General features: G+C 65.2%; 14 protein-coding genes and 2 pseudogenes. 14 read left to right on the top strand and 2 right to left on the bottom strand.

Going from position 1 to position 14,809, the window contains the following annotated elements:
* Window positions 1-254 precede the first annotated feature (254 nt).
* The 3 genes and pseudogenes from Q7O19_RS03485 to Q7O19_RS03495 all read left to right on the top strand — a co-directional run.
* On the top strand, window positions 255-818 hold the full coding sequence (locus Q7O19_RS03485; protein WP_303808686.1) for a hypothetical protein: 564 nt from the start codon (window positions 255-257) through the stop codon (window positions 816-818).
* A gap of 52 nt (window positions 819-870) precedes the next feature.
* Complete coding sequence (gene lipA / locus Q7O19_RS03490; protein ID WP_303808688.1) at window positions 871-1,797, top strand: lipoyl synthase; 927 nt, start codon at window positions 871-873, stop codon at window positions 1,795-1,797.
* A pseudogene (locus Q7O19_RS03495) lies at window positions 1,797-2,258 on the top strand (type II toxin-antitoxin system RatA family toxin); the annotation flags it as partial. The gene lipA and the pseudogene Q7O19_RS03495, both read left to right, overlap by 1 nt.
* Before the next feature lie 9 nt (window positions 2,259-2,267).
* Here the strand turns inward: Q7O19_RS03495 and Q7O19_RS03500 are convergent.
* Window positions 2,268-2,756: a CinA family protein gene (locus Q7O19_RS03500; RefSeq protein ID WP_303808749.1), complete on the bottom strand. Its 489-nt coding sequence runs from the start codon at window positions 2,754-2,756 to the stop codon at window positions 2,268-2,270.
* Complete coding sequence (locus tag Q7O19_RS03505) at window positions 2,756-3,910, bottom strand: bifunctional 2-C-methyl-D-erythritol 4-phosphate cytidylyltransferase/2-C-methyl-D-erythritol 2,4-cyclodiphosphate synthase (RefSeq protein ID WP_303808689.1); 1,155 nt, start codon at window positions 3,908-3,910, stop codon at window positions 2,756-2,758. The genes Q7O19_RS03500 and Q7O19_RS03505 overlap by 1 nt, the downstream gene beginning before the upstream one ends.
* Before the next feature lie 65 nt (window positions 3,911-3,975).
* Between Q7O19_RS03505 and dusB the strand changes: the two genes are divergently transcribed.
* From dusB to Q7O19_RS03560, 11 genes and pseudogenes are all read left to right on the top strand, one after another.
* Window positions 3,976-4,992, top strand: coding sequence for a tRNA dihydrouridine synthase DusB (gene dusB, locus Q7O19_RS03510; RefSeq protein ID WP_303808690.1), 1,017 nt, complete (start codon window positions 3,976-3,978; stop codon window positions 4,990-4,992).
* 125 nt (window positions 4,993-5,117) lie between these two features.
* Window positions 5,118-7,406, top strand: a complete 2,289-nt coding sequence (locus Q7O19_RS03515; protein ID WP_303808692.1) for a PAS domain-containing sensor histidine kinase — start codon at window positions 5,118-5,120, stop codon at window positions 7,404-7,406.
* Window positions 7,407-7,422: 16 nt separating this feature from the next.
* On the top strand, window positions 7,423-8,820 hold the full coding sequence (locus tag Q7O19_RS03520; protein WP_303808693.1) for a sigma-54 dependent transcriptional regulator: 1,398 nt from the start codon (window positions 7,423-7,425) through the stop codon (window positions 8,818-8,820).
* A gap of 73 nt (window positions 8,821-8,893) precedes the next feature.
* Window positions 8,894-9,088, top strand: coding sequence for a hypothetical protein (locus Q7O19_RS03525; protein WP_303808695.1), 195 nt, complete (start codon window positions 8,894-8,896; stop codon window positions 9,086-9,088).
* A 185-nt stretch (window positions 9,089-9,273) separates the two neighbouring features.
* Window positions 9,274-9,513, top strand: coding sequence for a hypothetical protein (locus tag Q7O19_RS03530; RefSeq protein WP_303808696.1), 240 nt, complete (start codon window positions 9,274-9,276; stop codon window positions 9,511-9,513).
* The gene (locus tag Q7O19_RS03535; protein WP_303808698.1) at window positions 9,514-9,900 is read left to right on the top strand and encodes a hypothetical protein; all 387 of its coding nucleotides are present in this window, start codon (window positions 9,514-9,516) and stop codon (window positions 9,898-9,900) included.
* A gap of 99 nt (window positions 9,901-9,999) precedes the next feature.
* Window positions 10,000-10,224: pseudogene (gene hfq, locus Q7O19_RS03540) on the top strand (RNA chaperone Hfq); the annotation flags it as partial.
* Between the two features lie 109 nt (window positions 10,225-10,333).
* Window positions 10,334-11,584: a GTPase HflX gene (gene hflX, locus Q7O19_RS03545; RefSeq protein ID WP_303808750.1), complete on the top strand. Its 1,251-nt coding sequence runs from the start codon at window positions 10,334-10,336 to the stop codon at window positions 11,582-11,584.
* 60 nt (window positions 11,585-11,644) lie between these two features.
* Complete coding sequence (locus tag Q7O19_RS03550; protein ID WP_303808700.1) at window positions 11,645-12,742, top strand: lytic transglycosylase domain-containing protein; 1,098 nt, start codon at window positions 11,645-11,647, stop codon at window positions 12,740-12,742.
* On the top strand, window positions 12,739-13,623 hold the full coding sequence (locus Q7O19_RS03555) for a septal ring lytic transglycosylase RlpA family protein (RefSeq protein WP_303808702.1): 885 nt from the start codon (window positions 12,739-12,741) through the stop codon (window positions 13,621-13,623). Before Q7O19_RS03550 ends, Q7O19_RS03555 begins: the two co-directional genes overlap by 4 nt.
* Window positions 13,624-13,646: 23 nt before the next feature.
* Entirely contained in the window at window positions 13,647-14,798 is a 1,152-nt protein-coding gene (locus tag Q7O19_RS03560; RefSeq protein WP_303808704.1) for a D-alanyl-D-alanine carboxypeptidase family protein, read from the top strand.
* The last annotated feature ends 11 nt before the right edge of the window (window positions 14,799-14,809 follow it).

Here is a 14,809-nt window from a genome sequence, read left to right on the forward strand (position 1 = left end):
GTCAATCGCACCGACAACTCGGTCCCGAAGATCCTGTGAGAGCGTTCGTGCCATCCATGCCGGCCTCCTGCCACCAGCAGGAAGTCTGAACCAAAACGCCGTCGAAAAGGGAATCCCCAACGAGCCAGTTCAGGTGGAAAACGCTCTAATGTTGGCACGAGTATCTCAGTATCTGCGAGGGCTGCCAACCTGTTTCCAAACGAAGCAGGCAGGCGGCCCTTTCGTTTGAGCGTGATCAGTTGAGGGTAAGGCGTATGCGTTTTGCTGTCCGTTATCGCGAAGATGCCCCGGTTCGGGTCGCTGTGGGGGCGCTGGTCCTGCTCGCCCTTGCCATCGGGTTGACCTATTTATTCCACACAGCTGATGCCGGCAGGTTCGGTTTCGGCACGGCACTGGCATGGGCACTGGCGATGCTGGGCCTGGCGGTGCTGTTCATTGCCGTGCTGCTGATGCGGGAGCCACGGCCAACCGTGCGGCTTGGCCTGGATGGCCTGCTGGATCGGCGCTGGTCAGCCAAGCCCATTGGCTGGAGCAACATCGCCGAATTTGATCCGGTGCACTGGTTTGGCATCCCGGCGGTGCGCTTGCGCTTGGTTGATCCGGATCTCGATCCGCCGGCCAGCCTGTTTGCACGGCTCGCCCGTGCCATCGGATTGGTTGCACATGATGATGTGCTGGTGCTGGTGCTCGGGCTTGATTGCACGGCAGACGCGCTGGCGACACGCATCCTGGGGATTGGCACGGCGACGATCGAGGCGGCGGAGGAGGCCGAGGCCTGGGCGGCCGGCAGCGAGTATGCCGCACCACCGGATGGCTGATCTGCACAACTGACCGGTTGTTCGAGATGCCCCTGGTCGCTATCAGATGTGCATGAGCGAGCCTGTCCTTGATCTTCCCCTCACGCCGTCTGGCCTGCCGCGCAAGCCGGACTGGATCCGGGTGAAGGCGCCCACCTCCAAGGCCTATAATGAGACGCGGGCGCTGATGCGATCGCTGAAGCTCAACACCGTGTGCGAGGAAGCCGCCTGCCCGAACATCGGCGAGTGCTGGAGCCAGAAGCACGCCACCGTGATGATCCTGGGTGATACCTGCACCCGCGCCTGCGCCTTCTGCAACGTAAAGACCGGGATGCCGAACAAGGTGGACGCGACCGAGCCCGGCAATGTCGCCGAAGCGGCTGCCAAGCTGGGGCTGGAGCATATCGTCATCACCTCGGTGGATCGCGATGATCTGCCGGATGGCGGCGCCAGCCAGTTCGTGAAGGTGATCCAGGAACTGCGCCGGCAGACACCGAGCACCACGATCGAAATCCTCACCCCCGATTTCCGCAATAAGATGGACCGGGCGGTGGAGATGATCGTCGAAGCCGGGCCGGACGTGTACAACCACAATCTGGAAACCGTGCCGCGGCTGTATCCCACCGTCCGCCCGGGTGCGCGCTATTACCACTCGCTGCGTCTGCTCGATAAGGTGAAGCAGCTCAGCCCGACGATCTTCACCAAGTCCGGCCTGATGGTGGGGCTGGGCGAAACGCCGTTGGAATTGCACCAGGTGTTCGACGACATGCGCTCGGCCGGTGTCGATTTCCTCACGGTGGGCCAGTATCTGCAGCCGACGCCGCGCCATGCCAAGGTGATGGAATTCGTGCCGCCGGCCACCTTCCAGACCTATGCCGCTGTTGCCCGCTCCAAGGGCTTTCTCCTGGTAGCGGCCTCGCCGCTGACCCGGTCAAGCTATCACGCCGGCCGGGATTTTGCCGAAATGCAAGCGCGCCGCCGGGCTGCCGTGAAGGCCTGATGCCCAAGCATCGCGAAGTGCGCCGGCTGCCGTGGTCGGCCGCCGAAATGTTCGATCTGGTCGCCGATATCGGCCGCTATCCGGAATTCCTGCCGTGGGTGCAGGGCATTCGGGTGGGGCCGGCGGGTGCCCAGAACGACGGCAAATCCGTGCTGGTGGCCGACATGATCGTGGGCTTCCGCATGATCCGCGAGAAATTCACCAGCCGGGTGACGCTGGATCGGCCGCGGACGGTGCATGTTGAGTATCTCGACGGGCCGATGAAGCATCTGTTCAACGACTGGACGTTCCACGATGCGCCCAGTGACCCTGGCGGTGGCGGCTGCGAGATTGATTTCGCCGTGGATTTCGAATTCCGCAACCGCGCCTTCGAGGCGCTGGCGGGCATGTTCTTCACGCAAGCTTTTGAAAAGATGGTCGGCGCTTTCGTGGCGCGGGCCGAGGCGCTTTACGGGCCGCGATAGCGCGCGTCAGGGCCGCAGCAGTTCCAGCGCCACCAACGCCGCCTGCCGCCGCACTTCTGCGCGGCCAAGATCACCAAACTGGCGGGTGTCAGCGAAAACCGCTTCCGGGTCTTCACCGCGCACGGCGCGCGCGAACATCACCAGACCCACCGGCTTGTTCGCGGTGGCGCCGCCCGGCCCGCCGACGCCGGTGATGGAAACGGCAACATCGGCGTCGCTGTGCATGAGCGCACCCAGCGCCATCGCCCAGGCGGTGGCAACAGAAACGGCACCGAAGGTGGAAATCACGTCTTCGGAAACGCCGAGCATCTCCATCTTGGCTTCGTTGGAATAGGTAACGAAGCCGCGTTCGAACACGTCCGACGAACCGGCGATTTCGGTCAGCGCAGCGGCGACCAAGCCACCGGTGCAGCTTTCGGCTGTGGCGATGCGGCGGCCCAGATTGCGGTTTTCGGCCAGCACCTGATCGGCCAGCGCGACGAGTTCAGCGTCCATCATGCGTCCTGCTCCGGCAGGCGCACACTGGCCATGGCCTGCGCAGCGATACCTTCCTGGCGGCCGGTAAAGCCGAGTTTCTCGGTGGTGGTGGCCTTCACGCTGACGCGGTCGATGCCGAGCCCAAGAATGGCGGCGATCCGCGCGCGCATGGCTTCGCGGTGCGGGCCGACCTTGGGACGCTCGCAGATCAGGGTCACGTCAACGTGATCGATCAGGCCGCCGCGTTCCCGCACGAGGGTGGCGGCATGAGCCAGAAACTGATCTGACGCCGCGCCGCGCCAGCGTTCATCGCTGGGCGGGAAATGATCACCGATATCGCCGGCCGCAATGGTGCCGAGCAGTGCATCGGTGAGCGCGTGCAGGCCAACATCGGCATCGCTGTGGCCGATCAGGCCATGATCATGTGGCACTTTCACCCCGCACAGCCAGACATGATCACCGGGGCCGAACTTGTGCACATCAAAGCCGGAGGCGGCGCGGGAGCTATAGGTGGTCATCGTTTCGCCTTTGGCAAAATCGGCGGGCTCCGTCACCTTGAAAGCGCGTTCGTCTCCCGGCGTGATTGCCACACGCAGCCCGGCGGCCAGCGCAATCGCCACTTCGTCAGTCGCGCCGGACGCTGCCACGCGATGGGCGGCGAGCAGCGCCGCATAGCGGAAGGCCTGCGGCGTCTGCACGCGCCAGAGAGCGTCGCGATCCACGCTGCCGGAGAAACGGCCCTCTTCGCCGCGGCGCAAACTGTCGACCTGGGGCAGGGCGGGGCAGGCCCCGTCCACGCCGGCATCAGCAAAGGCTGCCACCAGCGCATCGATCACCGCATCGGGAACAAAGGCGCGGGCGGCGTCATGCACCAGCACGATGTCAGGCGGATCGGCGGCCAGTGATTCGAGGCCTGCGAGCACGCTCTCTTGCCGCGTCGCGCCGCCGGCGATGGGTTCGGGCAGCGTCAAGCCAGCCATGGCGGCATCATACAGCGCCCGGCATTCCGGGTTGATCACCACGCTCACACCGGTGATGGCGGGGTGCCCCAGCAACCGCTCCACCGCATGCCGCAACAAGGGTTGCCCGGCCACAGCGCGATATTGTTTCGGCACGCCGCCGCCGGCTCGGAGGCCGGCACCGGCCGCAACGATGATGGCGTGGGTCCGCATGGCTTGCCTCATAAAGCCCGCTCGCCTTGTCGGAAAGGCCCAATCTGCGCTATGGGCCGCTCGCAATGAGCCTTATCGCCCCCATACAGATTGGACTCAACCGCATCGATGTGCCCGTGATCCTGGCACCGATGACCGGCGTGACCGACATGCCGTTCCGGACGCTGGTCAAGCGGTTCGGCGCCGGCTTGACCGTGACCGAGATGATTGCATCGGAAGCAATGATCCGCGAGACGCGGCAGAGCATCCAGAAAGCCGCCTGGCACCCGTGCGAGGAGCCCGTCTCCATGCAGTTGGCCGGCTGCGAGCCGGAACGCATGGCAGAAGCCGCCAAGCTCAACGAGCAGAAGGGCGCGGCGATGATCGACATCAACATGGGCTGCCCGGTGAAGAAGGTGGTCAACGGCCACGCCGGCTCCAGCCTGATGCGTGATCTGCCGCTCGCCACCCAGTTGATCCGGGCCACGGTGAAGGCGGTGAAGCTGCCGGTGACGCTGAAGATGCGCATGGGCTGGGATCACAACAGCCTGAACGCACCGGAACTGGCGCGTATTGCCGAAGGCGAGGGCGTCCACCTGATCACCGTGCACGGCCGCACCCGCTGCCAGCTCTACAGCGGCAGCGCCGATTGGGCCTTCGTGCGCAACGTGAAGGATGCGGTGCAACTGCCGGTGATCGTCAACGGCGATATCTGCTCGATCGAGGATGCCAAGACGGCGCTGCTGCAAAGCGGTGCGGACGGCGTGATGATCGGGCGCGGTGCCTATGGCAAGCCGTGGCTGATCGGCCAGGTGATGGCGGCGCTGACGGGCCGTGACGTGCCGGCGGACCCCACGTTGGTGCAGCAGCATGCGCTGGTGAAGGAGCATTATGCGCTGATGCTCGATCTTTATGGCGAGCTGAACGGGGTGAATATCGCCCGCAAGCATCTGGGCTGGTACACCAAAGGGCTGCATGACAGCGCCATGTTCCGCAACAAGGTGAGTTTCGTGCATGACAGCGCCACCGTGCTGGCGATGATCGACCAGTTTTACGAAGCCCAGGCCAGCCTGCCGCCGCGCCCGGCGGCACTCGCGGCGTAACCTGTCGCAAAGCTTCTGTCGCATCGGGGCGACGCTATGGCGCTACACTGTGTTCCTAAAGACACAATGGCAGGTTATGCTGCGCTTCTGTGACGGCCGAATCACCCATTTCTGAATCCGTGCCGATGCGCCGGCGGCGTGGCCCTGGCGCCCGCCTTGGCTTGCGCGGGCGGCGCTTGTTGCGCCGGGTGCTGCGTGTCACCCGCAACGATAATTTCTATCCACGGCTTGAAGTGCTGGCGGCGGCGGCCACCATCATCATGGGCTGGTCCAGCTATGCGTTGCTCACCCGCCGCGAAGTACCGGCCACTGGTGCGTCGCAGCCCCTGGTGGCGCTGGTGCTGGTGGCCTGTCTGGTCCCGGCGATGCTGCTGGTGGTGCTGATCGGCCGGCGGTTTGCCATATTGATCACCAACCGGCGCAAGGGCCTGGCCGTTGCCCAGCTGCACCTGCGCCTGGTGGCGCTGTTTGCCGGCATTGCCGCGGTGCCAACGTTGCTGGTGGTGGTGTTCGCCTCGCTGTTGTTCCAGTTCGGCGTGCAATTCTGGTTTTCCGATCGGGTGAAGACCATTCTCGACAGCTCCAACCAGGTCGCGCAAGCCTATGTTGAGGAAAACCGCCAGCGCATCGGCGACGATATCGTGGTGATGGCCGCCGACGTGGCCAGCTATGCCCGCGATTTCGGCGAAGGCACGCCGCTCTATCGCCGCGGCCTCGATTTCCAGGTGGCCGGCCGCACACTGACCGAAGCCGCCGTTTTCCGCATGACGGCCACCGGCCTGCAACTGGTGGCGGCCAGCGGCGCTTCGGCCAGCGAAGTGCAGGCGCATGTCGCCGACATGGATCTGGCCCGCGCCAACGCCGCGCCCGTCACCCTGATCGGCGCGGGTGAGGATCGGGTGGAATCCGCGGTTGGCGTGCCGGGCAGACCCGGCACCTTCCTTTATGTCAGCCGCAAGGTTGATCCCGCCGTGCTGGCCCGTGCCAACCAGGCCGCCGGCGCGCTGGGCGAGTATAATGCGCTCACCGAACGCAGCCGGGTGATGCAGTTGCGCTTCAACCTGATCCTGATGGCGGTGTCGCTGCTCACGCTGATCGTCGCAATCTGGTTTGCCCTGTGGCTGGCCAATCGCCTTGTCGCGCCGATCGCGCGCCTGGCCAGCGCTGCCGAACGGGTGGGCGATGGCGATCTGGATGTGCGGGTGCCAGTGCGCGGCCAGGCCGATGAAATCGGCGTGTTGGAACGCGCCTTCAACCGTATGACCAGCCAGCTGAAGGCGCAGCAAACCGCGCTGCTCGGCGCCAATGACGAACTTGATACCCGCCGCCGCTTTACCGAAGCGGTGCTGGCCGGGGTGTCGGCGGGCGTCATGTCGATCACGCCGGAAGGGGTGATCCGCGTCGCCAATGCCTCTGCCGCCGCGCTGCTGGCGCTGCCGCATCGGGTGCTGCGCGGGCAGATGTTGCAGGATGTGGCGCCGGAACTTGCCGATCTGCTGGAACAGGCGCGGCAGACCGGTGACGCGGCCGGGCAGGTGCGCATCGAGCGCGGCGAGGAAACACAGACATTGGCCGTGCGCATCGGTGCGGCCGAAGCCGCGGAAGGCCGGGCCGAAGGCTTTGTGCTCACTTTTGACGATATCACCGCGCAACTGGCCGATCAGCGCCGCGCCGCCTGGGCCGATGTTGCCCGCCGCATCGCGCACGAAATCAAGAATCCGCTCACCCCCATCCAGCTTGCCGCCGAACGCCTGCAGCGCAAGTTCGGCCGCCAGATCGACGAGGATGCCGAGACGTTTGCCACGCTGACCAGCACCATCGTCCGGCAGGTAGGTGACCTGCGGCGCATGGTGGACGAGTTTTCCGAATTTGCCCGGCTGCCGCGCCCGGTGTTTGCGTCGGACGCGCTGGATCGCCTGCTGCGGCAGGCGCTGGTGCTGCAGGAAGTCGCCTTCCCGGCGATCCGCTTCACCTTGAGCGGCGCCACCGATCTGGCGCTGGTGTGTGACCGCCAGCAATTGGGCCGCGCGCTCACCAACCTGATCAAGAACGCCGCCGAAAGCGTTGTGGCGCGGGTTGAGCGCGATGGTGATGAAGCCACCCCCGGCCTGATCGCCATCAGCGTGGCCGCTGATGAGCATTTCGTACGCATCAGCGTGGCCGATAACGGCCTGGGCTTCCCGGCGGAAGACCGCATGCGCCTGCTCGAACCCTATATCACCACCCGGGCGCGCGGCACCGGGCTTGGCCTCGCCATCTGCGCCAAGATCGTCGAAGATCATGGCGGTCAACTTGAACTGGCCGATAATCCTGATGGCCCCGGTGCGATGGTGATCGCCCGCATCAGCCGGCACCTTGCCGCCGAACCGCAACCCGGTCGGCCCCTGCCGGCTGCCGCCACCACCTCCGCCTGAGAAGGACTGCCCCACAATGGCCCTTGATATCCTGATCGTCGACGATGAAGCCGATATCCGCGAGCTGGTGGCCGGCGTGCTGGGCGATGAAGGCTTTGAAACCCGCACCGCTGCCCATGCCGAAGGCGCACTCGCGGAGCTGGCCGAACGCCGGCCCAGCCTCGTCATCCTCGATGTCTGGCTGCAGGGCAGTAGCATGGACGGGATCGAACTGCTGGACGCCATGAAAGCCCGCGATCCGACCCTGCCGATCGTGGTGATTTCCGGGCACGGCAACCTTGATACCGCGGTCGCCGCCATCAAGCGCGGCGCCTATGATTATATCGAAAAGCCGTTCCAGGCCGAACAATTGCTGCTGGTGGTGCGCCGCGCCACCGAAACCGAACGCCTGCGCCGCGAATATGAAGCGCTGAAGGAGCGGGTGGGCGTTGATATCGAGCTGACCGGCATGAGCCAGCAGATCAGCCAGGTGCGCGCAACCTTGAAGCGGGTGGCCGCGACCGGCAGCCGCGTGCTGATAAGCGGCCCGGCGGGCAGCGGCAAGGAAGTCGCGGCTCGCCTGCTGCACCAGTGGAGCCCGCGCATCGATGCGCCGTTCGTCGTGGTTTCGGCCGCGCGGATGACGCCGGAGCGGGTGGAAGAGGCGCTGTTCGGGGTGGAGGAGGGCGGCGAGAATGTCCGCGCCGGCCTGCTCGAACAGGCGCATGGCGGCACGCTGTTCCTGGATGACGTGGCCGACATGCCGATGACGACCCAGGCTAAGATCTTGCGCGTGCTCACCGAACAGGTGTTCCAACGTGTGGGCGGGGCGCGCTGGGTGCGGGTGGACGTGCGGGTGATTTCGGCCACCAGCCGCGATCTGGCCGCTGAAATCGCCGCCGGCCGCTTCCGCGAGGATCTTTATTACCGGTTGAACGTCGTGCCGGTGCGGTTGCCGCCGCTGTCGGAACGGCGCGAGGACGTGGCCGAACTCGCCCGTTATTTCCTCGCCCGCTACGCTGCCGAACGCGGCATGCCGACACCCGATCTTTCGGAAGACGCGGTGGCGGCGCTGCAAACCTATGATTGGCCGGGCAATGTGCGACAGCTGAGGAACGTCATCGAGCGCACGATGATCATGGCGCCCAGCACCAGCATGGCGACACTGGAGATCGACATGCTGCCATCCGAAGTGACGGCGGAGCCTTCAAGGCTGATGCCCGGTCAGGCGGCGCGATCGATCATGGGGACGCCGCTGCGCGAAGCCCGCGAAGCGTTCGAGCGCGAATATCTGCGCGCGCAGATCCGGCGTTTTTCCGGCAATATCAGCCGCACCGCCGCCTTCATCGGCATGGAACGCAGCGCCCTGCACAGGAAGTTGAAGGCGCTGGGCCTGGCCGATGAGCCTGGTGCCGAGGACGTTACCGAGGAATAAGTCGCGGCTTGCCAGAGCAGCCGGCTTGCGTAACACTGTTTGCAGGGTTGGGGCATTCCCGTGGGGAAACGCCATGAAACCGCCTGTGTGGGTCAGTACGGCCGGATTCCTGATTGGATTGGCGCTCGTGTGGTGGCTGCGGCCGGAAACCACCGAAGGCGCTGCGCTTGTCATCATCGTGTGCACGGCGCTGCCCACGATGGGCGGCATTGTCGTGCAGGCTGTTCGCGGCAAGAAGGCGCCGCCAGCGACGGAGGACAGCAAATGAAGCGGCTGCACATGGTTGGCCTGGCGCTGTTGTTGGCGGCCTGCTCGCCTTCACTCCCGCCGCCGCCGCCCCCGCCGCCTCCACCGCCGCCTGCGCCAGTTGTGGAGGCAACTCTGCCGGAGCCCCCGCCGCGGCCAGTTGGGGCACGGCCACCCACGCCCTCACGCCCGCCCGCCGCCCGGCCGATGGCCATTGCCACCCGCGTCTTCCTGGCTGGCAACGAGCCGGTTCCCGGCCAGTTCGGCGCGATTGCCGTGGTGATCTTCCCCAACGGTTCCGATCCGGCCCGGCTGCAGCAGGTGTGCCGTGCCTTTGTTGCAGTGCTCGACGACAGCGGCGAAGTGAGCGAGCGACTGCCCGATGCGGCCCAGATGGTGACGATCTGGCCGGTAAAAAACGGCAGCGCCGTGCCGCGTTCGGGCTAGGTGTCCAGCGCTGCGGAGGCGGATCGCCTGTGCACTGTGGCCGCGGCCAATTATGATTATCTGCGCGCCCAGCAGGCCATGGCCGGGCTGCCGTCCGCCAAACGCCTGGCCCCGGCCACGCGTGGGCCACTGCTGGCGGCCTGGGCACCGGGTGCCGATTTCGGCCGCCAGCATGTCTCCATCCTGCGTTATGATCTGTCGGGCATTGCCGGCCAACAACGGCTGATCGGCGCGATGCAGGTCTGGAAAGACAAGATCGAGCGTCAGCCCGAATTGTGGCAATCGGGCTGGAATACCACCAAGGTCAGATTGTGGCTGTCAACGCAGGTCGATGAACTGGGTGCCCAAATCGGTGCCGCAATGAAGCTGGTGAACGACAGTTTCTGAACCGCCTGTGACGAAACACGTATTTGAAAATGCGCTTTTCCATCCTTATGTCGTTGTTGCGGCGGCATGTGGCACGCCCAAGAACACGAGGATGGCCCGATCGTGGACAAGCCCAACACCCTGCAGGACATGTTCCTGAACACCGTGCGCAAGACGCGCACCCCCGTCACCATGTTCCTGGTCAATGGCGTCAAGCTGCAAGGGGTCATCACCTGGTTTGATAATTTCTCGGTGCTGTTGCGCCGCGACGGCCACAGCCAACTGGTGTACAAGCACGCCATCTCGACCGTAATGCCGGCGACTCCGCTGCAGCTGTTCGAGGCCGAAACCGAAGATTGAGAGACAGAATTTGGGTTATCAACCACCACAGGCCGGCGAACTCACCATCGGCGGCTTTGATGAAGCACGTGGCGTCCGCACCGGTTCGCGCGCCATCGTTATCCTGCCGCACATCCTTGCCAAATCCGCCAATGCCCTGCGCTCGCCCGAAGCCAAGCTGGCCGAGGCGGATGGGCTGACGCGCGCCATTGCGCTCGATGTAGTCCATTCCGAAGTGGTGAAGCTGCGCAACGTGCAGGTCTCGCGCTTGCTAGGCAGCGGCCAGATCGATCGTCTGGCCGGCCTGGTGGCAGCGATGGAGGCCGAAGTGGTCATCATCGATGGCCCCGTCACCCCGGTACAGCAGCGCAATCTTGAAAAACTGCTGAAGGCCAAGGTGATCGATCGCACCGGGCTGATTCTTGAAATCTTCGGCGAGCGCGCCAGCACGGCGGAAGGCACGTTGCAGGTGGAATTGGCACACCTGCAATATCAGGCCAGCCGCCTGGTGCGCAGCTGGACCCACCTTGAACGCCAGCGCGGCGGCTTCGGCTTCCTCGGCGGCCCTGGCGAATCGCAGATCGAGGCGGACAGGCGCCTGATCCGCGACCGCATCGCCCGCCTGCGCAAGGAGCTGGAGGAAGTGCGCCGCACCCGCGGCCTGCACCGCAAGCAGCGCCAGAAGGCGCCGTGGCCGGTGGTGGCCCTGGTTGGCTATACCAACGCCGGCAAATCCACCCTGTTCAACCAGCTCACCGGCGCCGAGGTGCGCGCCGAGGATCTGCTGTTCGCCACGCTCGATCCCACCATGCGCGCCATCAAGTTGCCGGGGCATGAAAAGGTTGTCTTGTCTGACACGGTCGGTTTTGTCTCCGATCTGCCGACCCAACTTGTTGCTGCCTTCCGCGCCACGCTGGAAGAGGTGATGGAAGCCGATCTGATCATCCACGTGCGTGACATCAGCCACCCCGACAGCGACGCGCAGGCGCAGGACGTGATTGATGTGCTCAACAGCCTGGGCCTGGCGCCGGGACAGCGCGAAACGCCGATGATCACGGTGTTCAACAAGATCGACGCGCTAGATGCCGAACAGCGTGACGTGGTGCTGGGTCAGGCCGGCGATGATGCCATCCCGGTGTCGGCGCTCACCTGCGAAGGGCTGGATCGGTTACAGGCAGCCATGGACCTGACGCTGCGCGCCGGCGCCCGCGTGCACCGCATTAAGCTGCCGATGAGCGATGGCCGCAGGCTTGCCTGGCTGCACAGCCATGGGGAAGTAGTCGGCCAATACGGGGACGAGACCAGCCTGACCGTCAATGTGCGCCTTTCAGACAAGGACAAGTCGCGGTTTGACGCGATGACATAAGAATTGGGGAGCTGAGCCATTAGGCCTTCCCCCGGCGGCGATGCTTTGGCACAAGACGCCATGCCTGCCCGCTTTCCCCTTTTGGCGCTGGCCGTGGCCCTTGTGGCCGCGCCGGTTCGTCCCGATGAAACCCTGGTCTCACCGCAGCAGCAGGCGGCGTTTGCCGAATGGCTGAACCTGTATCGCGCCGAGGCCACGGCGCGCGGGTTGAAACCGGAATGGCTGGACACCGCGTTGAGCGACGTGAAGCTGGTGCCGCGCGTGATCGGCGCCGATCGCAATCAGCCCGGCGGCAGCGCCAAACCGATCCGCTTTCCCGACTATCTCGCATCGAAATTCCGCGGCGACCGCATCCCGCACGGCCAGCGCCAGTTTGCCGCCAACCGCGATCTGCTGGCCCAAGCCGAAGCCGCCAGCGGCGTGCCGGCGGCCGTGATTGCGGCGATCTGGGGCATCGAAACCAGCTATGGCCGTGTGCTTGGCCGCTATGATCTGCCGTCCGCGCTGGCGACGCTCGCCTTTGATGGCCGCCGCCGCGATCTGTTCACCCGTGAACTTGATGCCGCCGTGCAGATGGTGGGCGAAGGCCGGGTGGCGCGTGAAGCGATGAAGGGGAGCTGGGCCGGCGCCTTTGGCCAGACGCAGTTCCTGCCCAGCTCCTATCTTGCTTATGGCCGCGATGGCGATGGCGATGGCAAGGTTGATCTGTGGGGCAGCCAGCCCGACGTGTTCGCCTCTATCGGCCATTATCTGGCCAAAAGTGGTTGGCAACCGGGCGAGGCTTGGGGTTTCCGCACATTGGTGCCCGATGGCTTTGATCGCAGCGCTGTTGCCGCCGCCGAACCACCCACTCGCTGCGTCACGCCGTTGTCGCGCCATTCGGCGCTGAAACCGGCGCGCGAATGGCGGGCGGCCGGTTTCACGCCGGTCAACGGCAGCTGGCCGGCCGATGATGTGGTGATGAGCCTGATCGAACCGGACGGGGCAGGGCAGGGCGCCTATCTTGTCACCCGCAGCTATCGCGCCGTGCTCGGCTACAATTGTTCCAATCTCTATGCGCTGTCGGTCACGTTGCTGGCCGATGCCATCAGCTTGGCCCGGGCCGTCGCATCGGCGTCAGCGGCCGCCCCCGTGGTGGCAGCGAGCAGCCTGCAATGAGGCGGCTGTTGCTGCCGGTGCTGGCTGGCCTTGCCGTTGCGGCCTGTGGCGGGAAGCCCGCGCCGCGCATTGTAAATGCACCGCTGCCGCCGCCGCGATTGGTTGACGTGTCGGACGATTCAGCCGCACTGGCCCGCGACGCCGCAAAGCTGGGCAACTGGCCAGTGAAGATTGGCAAGCCGTATCAGGTCGCGGGCATCACCTATTATCCTGCCGACGAGCGTGATTACCGCGAGGAAGGCGTTGCCAGCTGGTATGGCCCTGGCTTCCACGCCGGCAGCACGGCAAACGGCGAACGCTATGACCAGGATGATCTCACCGCCGCTCACCGCACGCTGCCGATGCCGAGCTGGGTAGAGGTGGAAAATCGCGACAACGGCCGCAAGCTGACCGTGCGCATCAACGATCGCGGCCCGTTCGCGCGTGGGCGCATCATCGATCTGTCGCGCAAGGCGGCGCAGTTGCTGGGCGTGGACCGCGCCGGCACCGCCCTCGTGCGCCTGCGCCGCGTCTATCCGGGTGGACGAAGCGAAATTGCGCCGCCACCGCCACCGCCGCTCGTCGTCGCATCGGCACCGGTCGCCCCTGTCACCACAATTGCCTTGCCCACGGCCAGCCGTGAACCCCCACGCGCCACAACGTCCACCGGCGCCAACTGGCTGGTGCAGGTGGCGGCACTGGGCGACGGCGGCCGAGTTTCCTGGCTTAAGGGCTTCCTTTCCAGCTTAGGCCCGGTGTTGACCGAAAGCCTGCCCGGCGGCCTCACCCGTGTGCGGCTTGGCCCCTTTGGCAGCGAAACCATGGCCAGCGCGGCGCTGGCGCAGGTGCGCGCTGCCGGCTATGCCGACGCCAGACTGGTTCCTCCCACCACATCACGCTGATTGACCCAAGGACGAAAATTCTGATGCGCCTGGTTGCTCCGATTGCTCTGTTCCTTGCCGCTACGCCCGCCCTTGCGCAGGCCCCGGCCTATACCACCGCGGCGCCCATCGCCTTCCTGAAGGATCTGCAGACCGATCGCGTCCTGTTGGCCAAGGATGCCGACAAGCGCATTCCGCCCGCTTCGATGGGCAAGATGATGAGCGTCTATGTCGCCTTCAAGCTGATCAAGTCGGGCGAAGCCAATCTGGAACAGCCGATCCTAGTGCGTGAGGAAACCTGGAAGAAGTGGAACAATCAGGGCAGCACCATGTTCCTGGACGTGAACAGCCAAGTGAGCGTTGAAAATCTGCTGCACGGCATTGTCACCCTTTCGGGCAATGATGCCTGCGTGGTGCTGGCCGAAGGGCTGGGCGGTACCGAAGCCAATTACGTCGCGCTGATGAACCGCGAAGCCAAGCGCCTGGGCCTGAAGAGCAGCAATTTCGCCAACACCAATGGCTGGCCTGATCCGAACGAGTATGTGACCGCCCGCGATCTGGCCATGATCGCCGAAGCCACCATCCGCGATTTCCCCGATCTCTACGCCCGCTTCTACCAGAAGGAAGGCTTCACCTGGGGCAAGACCATGGGTGCCGGCCAGGCCATCACCCAGGGCAACCGCAATCCCTTGTTGGGCAAGGTGGCTGGCGCCAATGGCCTGAAGACCGGCCACACCGAAGAGGCCGGCTATGGCTTCACCGGTTCCGCCGTTCAGAACGGCCGCCGCCTGGTGATGGTCGTCGCCGGCCTGTCCAGCTTTGGCGAGCGCGTCTCGGCCAGCGTCGATTTCATGAACTGGGGCTTTGCCGCCTGGCAGAATATCCCGCTCGGCAAGAAGGGCCAGGTAATGGGCAAGGTTGCCATCAGTGGCGCTGCCGATCCGTCCATCGACGCGGTGGCTGGCAAGGACCTGTTTGTCACGCTACCGCGCGGTTTCGGCATGGAGCGCAAGACGAGCATTGAAGCACTGCCCGGCTTGTCCGCACCGCTGAAGGCCGGCCAGCAGGTCGGCAATCTCGTGGTCACCATGCCCGGCCAGCAGCCGCTCAAGGCGCCGTTGGTGACTCCGGTCGCCATCGAGGAAGCCGGCATGTTCCGCCGCGCGTGGAACTGGCTGATGAGCTGGTTTGGTTGAGGGGATTGGGG

Origin of the sequence: Sandarakinorhabdus limnophila DSM 17366, assembly GCF_945882885.1 — a bacterium.
GTDB lineage: Bacteria > Pseudomonadota > Alphaproteobacteria > Sphingomonadales > Sphingomonadaceae > Sandarakinorhabdus > Sandarakinorhabdus limnophila_A.

Bases quoted from the DNA above. Each gene is read 5' to 3' on its own strand.
- Q7O19_RS03485 (WP_303808686.1), top strand. From the start codon at position 255: ATGCGTTTTGCTGTCCGTTATCGCGAAGATGCCCCGGTTCGGGTCGCT.
- lipA (WP_303808688.1), top strand. From the start codon at position 871: ATGAGCGAGCCTGTCCTTGATCTTCCCCTCACGCCGTCTGGCCTGCCG.
- Q7O19_RS03500 (WP_303808749.1), bottom strand. From the start codon at position 2,756: ATGGACGCTGAACTCGTCGCGCTGGCCGATCAGGTGCTGGCCGAAAAC.
- Q7O19_RS03505 (WP_303808689.1), bottom strand. From the start codon at position 3,910: ATGCGGACCCACGCCATCATCGTTGCGGCCGGTGCCGGCCTCCGAGCC.
- dusB (WP_303808690.1), top strand. From the start codon at position 3,976: ATGAGCCTTATCGCCCCCATACAGATTGGACTCAACCGCATCGATGTG.
- Q7O19_RS03515 (WP_303808692.1), top strand. From the start codon at position 5,118: ATGCGCCGGCGGCGTGGCCCTGGCGCCCGCCTTGGCTTGCGCGGGCGG.
- Q7O19_RS03520 (WP_303808693.1), top strand. From the start codon at position 7,423: ATGGCCCTTGATATCCTGATCGTCGACGATGAAGCCGATATCCGCGAG.
- Q7O19_RS03525 (WP_303808695.1), top strand. From the start codon at position 8,894: ATGAAACCGCCTGTGTGGGTCAGTACGGCCGGATTCCTGATTGGATTG.
- Q7O19_RS03530 (WP_303808696.1), top strand. From the start codon at position 9,274: ATGGCCATTGCCACCCGCGTCTTCCTGGCTGGCAACGAGCCGGTTCCC.
- Q7O19_RS03550 (WP_303808700.1), top strand. From the start codon at position 11,645: ATGCCTGCCCGCTTTCCCCTTTTGGCGCTGGCCGTGGCCCTTGTGGCC.
- Q7O19_RS03555 (WP_303808702.1), top strand. From the start codon at position 12,739: ATGAGGCGGCTGTTGCTGCCGGTGCTGGCTGGCCTTGCCGTTGCGGCC.
- Q7O19_RS03560 (WP_303808704.1), top strand. From the start codon at position 13,647: ATGCGCCTGGTTGCTCCGATTGCTCTGTTCCTTGCCGCTACGCCCGCC.